The organism is Bradyrhizobium sp. Leo78 (assembly GCF_059512425.1).
The window spans coordinates 1-4,250 of the sequence record NZ_JCAMOT010000114.1; the positions used below are offsets into that span (position 1 = coordinate 1).

General features: G+C 62.2%; 3 protein-coding genes and 1 pseudogene. All 4 read left to right on the forward strand.

Annotated features, from left to right (window positions below):
• The coding region (locus tag AC5ZG1_RS43535) for a SufD family Fe-S cluster assembly protein (protein WP_496136484.1) at positions 1-642 on the forward strand (642 nt) is incomplete at its 5' end.
• 62 nt (positions 643-704) lie between these two features.
• Positions 705-1,457: a Fe-S cluster assembly ATPase SufC gene (gene sufC / locus AC5ZG1_RS43540; protein WP_028169395.1), complete on the forward strand. Its 753-nt coding sequence runs from the start codon at positions 705-707 to the stop codon at positions 1,455-1,457.
• A 19-nt stretch (positions 1,458-1,476) separates the two neighbouring features.
• The gene (gene sufD, locus AC5ZG1_RS43545) at positions 1,477-2,814 is read left to right on the forward strand and encodes a Fe-S cluster assembly protein SufD (RefSeq protein ID WP_455998932.1); all 1,338 of its coding nucleotides are present in this window, start codon (positions 1,477-1,479) and stop codon (positions 2,812-2,814) included.
• Positions 2,811-4,054: pseudogene (locus AC5ZG1_RS43550) on the forward strand (cysteine desulfurase). The gene sufD and the pseudogene AC5ZG1_RS43550 overlap by 4 nt, the downstream one beginning before the upstream one ends.
• The last annotated feature ends 196 nt before the right edge of the window (positions 4,055-4,250 follow it).

Consider the following 4,250-nt stretch of genomic DNA (forward strand, 5'->3'; position numbering starts at 1 on the left):
GTGCAGAACTGGTATCCCGGCAACTCGGAAGGCAAGGGCGGCATCTACAACTTCGTCACCAAGCGTGGCGACTGCCGTGGCGACCACTCGAAGATTTCCTGGACCCAGGTCGAGACCGGTTCCGCCATTACCTGGAAATATCCGAGCTGTATCCTGCGCGGCGACAATTCGCGCGGCGAGTTCTACTCGATCGCGATCTCGAACGGTTACCAGCAGGTCGACTCGGGCACCAAGATGATCCATCTCGGCAAGAACACCTCGAGCCGCATCATCTCCAAGGGCATCGCCGCCGGCAAGTCGCAGAACACCTATCGCGGCCTCGTCACCGCGCACCGCAAAGCCACCGGCGCGCGCAACTACACCGCCTGCGACTCGCTTTTGATCGGCGACAAATGCGGCGCGCACACCGTGCCTTACGTCGAGGCGAAGAACTCGTCGGCGACGTTCGAGCACGAGGCGACGACCTCGAAGATCTCCGAGGATGTCCTGTGCTACTGCGTGCAGCGCGGACTGAGCCAGGAGGAAGCGGTCGGCCTCGTCGTCAACGGCTTCGTCAAGGACGTGCTGCAGCAGCTCCCGATGGAGTTCGCGGTCGAGGCGCAGAAGCTGATCTCGATCTCGCTCGAAGGTTCGGTTGGATAATCCTCATCCCTGGCGGGCCTGCCGTAGCGGCGCCTTGAGGATGCTACCCTAGGAAAACTGTAATGGCATTGCTTGAAGTGAAAGATCTCCAGGTTCGTGTCGAGGATCGCGAAATCCTCCACGGCCTGTCGTTGAGCGTGAATCCGGGCGAGGTCCACGCGATCATGGGGCCGAACGGCTCCGGCAAATCGACGCTCTCGCACGTCATCGCCGGCAAGCCCGGCTATGAGGTCACGGGCGGACAGATCCTGTTCCGCGGCGAGGACCTCTTGGAGATGGCGCCGGACGAGCGCGCCGCCAAGGGCGTGTTTCTGGCGTTCCAGTATCCGGTCGAAATCCCCGGGGTCGCCACCATGAACTTCCTGCGCACCGCGCTGAATGCGCAGCGCAAGGCGCGCGGCGAGAGCGAATATTCGACGCCGGACTTCCTGAAGAAGGTCCGCGAGGTCGCAAAGTCGCTCAACATCCCGCAGGACATGCTCAAGCGCGGCGTCAATGTCGGCTTCTCCGGCGGCGAAAAGAAGCGCAACGAGATCCTGCAGATGGCGCTGTTCGAGCCGAGCCTCTGTATCCTCGATGAAATGGATTCCGGCCTCGACATCGACGCGCTGAGGATCGCGGCCGACGGCGTCAACGCGCTGCGCTCGCCCGAGCGTGCCATGGTCGTGATCACCCACTACCAGCGCCTGCTCAACTACATCGTGCCGGACTATGTGCACGTGATGGCGAAGGGGCGTGTCGTGAAGAGCGGCGACAAGCATCTCGCGCTGGAGCTCGAGGCCGCCGGCTACGCTCCGTTCGAGCACGCGGCCTAGAGAGCGCAAGGAGTTTTCGATGAACCTGGTTCTGTCAAAAACCGATCCCGGACGCGCGGTGGGCAATGTGTTCGTCAAGGCCAACGGACGGCTGCCCGGCGCAGGCTCTGTTGCCGACATCCGCGCGAGGGCATTCGACGCTTACAAGCGCGTCGGCTTACCGCACCGGCGGAGCGAGGAATGGAGATACACCGACCTGCGCGCGCTAATGCGCCACGTCCTACCGCTCGCGCCGCAACCGGATGCGGCTGCGCTCGCGCGGGCAAGGGCTGCAGTCGCGCAAGCTGCCGTCGAGAAGGGAGCGATCGAGGGCGCAGCGAAGCTAGTGCTCGTCGATGGTTTGTTCGCGCCCAATCTCTCCGACATCGCCGAGTTGGGCCAGAGCGTCAACGTGCGCACGCTGCGCGAAGTTCTGGACGATCCAGCTAACGAGGGGAGAGGCGACCTGCTGCTGACCGCAACGACGGATGCGGTGATCTCGCTCAATGCCGCGATGGTGACCGACGGCGTGGTCATCACGGTCACCGACGGCACCGAGTTATCCCGACCGATTCAAATCGTCCATGTCGCAACCACCTCGTCGGCGTCAAGCTTCACTCGCTCGCATCTGAGGCTTGGCAAGGGCGCGCAGGCGGCCGTGGTCGAAAGCTTTGTGGCGGCCGAAGGCGCCCGCAACCATCAGGCCAATGATGCGGTGATCGTCTCGGTTGGTGAGGCGGCCAATCTTGCCCATCTGCACGTTCTGGCGGACGGGGCGGACGCCACCAACATTTCCTCCGGATTGTTCGCGCTCGGGGCGAGCGCGAAACTCAAATTGTTCAGCATGATCTGTGGTGGTGCTGTGAGCCGATACCAGGCATTCATCACATTGGCGGGCGAGGGCGCCGAGCTCTCCGTCAACGGCATCAACCTGCTGAGGGACAAACAGCATGGTGACACGACCTTGGTCGTCAACCACGCTGTGCCGCATTGCACGAGCCGGGCGAATTTCCGCGCGGCCGTCGACGACCGCGGCCACTCGGTATTCCAGGGCCGCATCATCGTGCGTCCTGATGCACAGAAGACGGACGGCAGGATGATGACGCGTGCGCTTTTGCTGTCCGACGAGGCTGAAGCCGACAACAAGCCGGAGCTGGAGATCTTTGCCGACGATGTCACCTGCGGCCATGGCGCGGCATCCGGCGCACTGGATGAGACTCTGCTGTTCTATCTACGCGCACGCGGCCTTTCCGGGAAGGAGGCACAGGCGCTCTTGGTCCAGGCTTTCCTCGGCGAAGCTATCGAGGAAATCGCCGACGGGAGGTTACGCGAATTCGTGATAGTACTGGCCGAGCGCTGGCTGGAGGCGAGGGGATGAGCGCGCATCCGGCGGTCGCCAACGGCGCTTACGATGTTGCGCGGGTGCGCGAGGACTTTCCGGCGCTGGCGCTGCAGGTCTATGGCAGCCGCAGGTCTATCTCGATAACGCCGCCTCGGCGCAGAAGCCAAAGGCGGTGCTCGATCGCATGATGCAGGCTTACACGTCCGAATATGCCAACGTGCATCGCGGTCTGCACTATCTGGCTAACGCCGCGACCGAGGCCTATGAGGGCGCCCGCACCAAAGTGGCGCAGTTCCTCAACGCGCGCCGCACCGAAGAGTTTGTCTTACTCGTAGCGCTACCGAGGCGATCAATCTGGTCGCCCAGACTTTCGGCCGCGAGCGCATCTCACCCCGGGATGAGATTGTTCTCTCGATCATGGAGCACCACGCCAACATCGTGCCCTGGCATTTTCTGAGGGAACGCCACGGCGTTGTCATCAAATGGGCGCCAGTGGACGACGAGGGCAATTTTCTCCTGGAGGAGTTCGAGCGGCTTCTGACCGAGCGCACCAAAATGGTTGCGATCACACAGATGTCCAACGCGCTCGGCACTGTCCTGCCGGTGAAGGAGATCGTGAGGATCGCGCATGCGCGCGGCATCGAGGTGTTGGTCGACGGCTCGCAAGGCTGCGTCCATCTGGATGTTGATGTCCGCGACATTGATTGCGATTTTTACGTGATGACGGGCCACAAACTTTATGGGCCGACCGGTATCGGCGTGCTTTACGGCAAATATGCGCATCTGGCGTCGATGCCGCCGTTCAACGGTGGCGGCGAGATGATCCGCGAGGTCTCGCGTGACGGTGTCACATATGGTGATCCACCTCACCGGTTTGAGGCTGGAACTCCCCCGATCGTCGAGGCGATCGGTCTGGGCGCGGCTGTGGACTATATCAATTCAATAGGCAAGCCACAGATCCACAAGCACGAGAGCGCACTGCTTGCTTATGCGCAGGAGAAGCTGCGAGGCATCAATCCCTTACGCATTATTGGAACGGCGGCTGAGAAGGGCGCAATCATCTCCTTCGATATGAAAGTCGCATGCGCACGATTTTGCCACCGTCATCGATCGTGCAGGCGTGGCGGTGCGCGCCGGGACCCATTGCGCGATGCCGCTGCTCGAGCGGTTTGGCGTGCCAGCAACGTGCCGCGCTTCGTTCGCCCTCTACAACACCTATGAAGAGATCGATGCGCTGGCGGGTGCCCTTGTCAAAGCGCAGGAGCTGTTCTCATGAGGGCAGGAACGGGCCCAGAACCATGAGGCGCGTTGTGTATACGCGAATTGCTAATGCTATGCGCGAACCTCATATCGCTGGACGTCTCCGCCGGAGAGTGCGTCCGCTCCTTGACGCTGAGAGCTATGGCCGAAATTGGGTGATGGGGCCGATCAGGCGGCGCGGTTAGCTGGCGTCGTCGATTCTGCGACGCCGT

Coding starts and splice junctions, on each gene's coding strand:
- sufD (WP_455998932.1), top strand. CDS start 1,477: ATGAACCTGGTTCTGTCAAAAACCGATCCCGGACGCGCGGTGGGCAAT.
- sufC (WP_028169395.1), top strand. CDS start 705: ATGGCATTGCTTGAAGTGAAAGATCTCCAGGTTCGTGTCGAGGATCGC.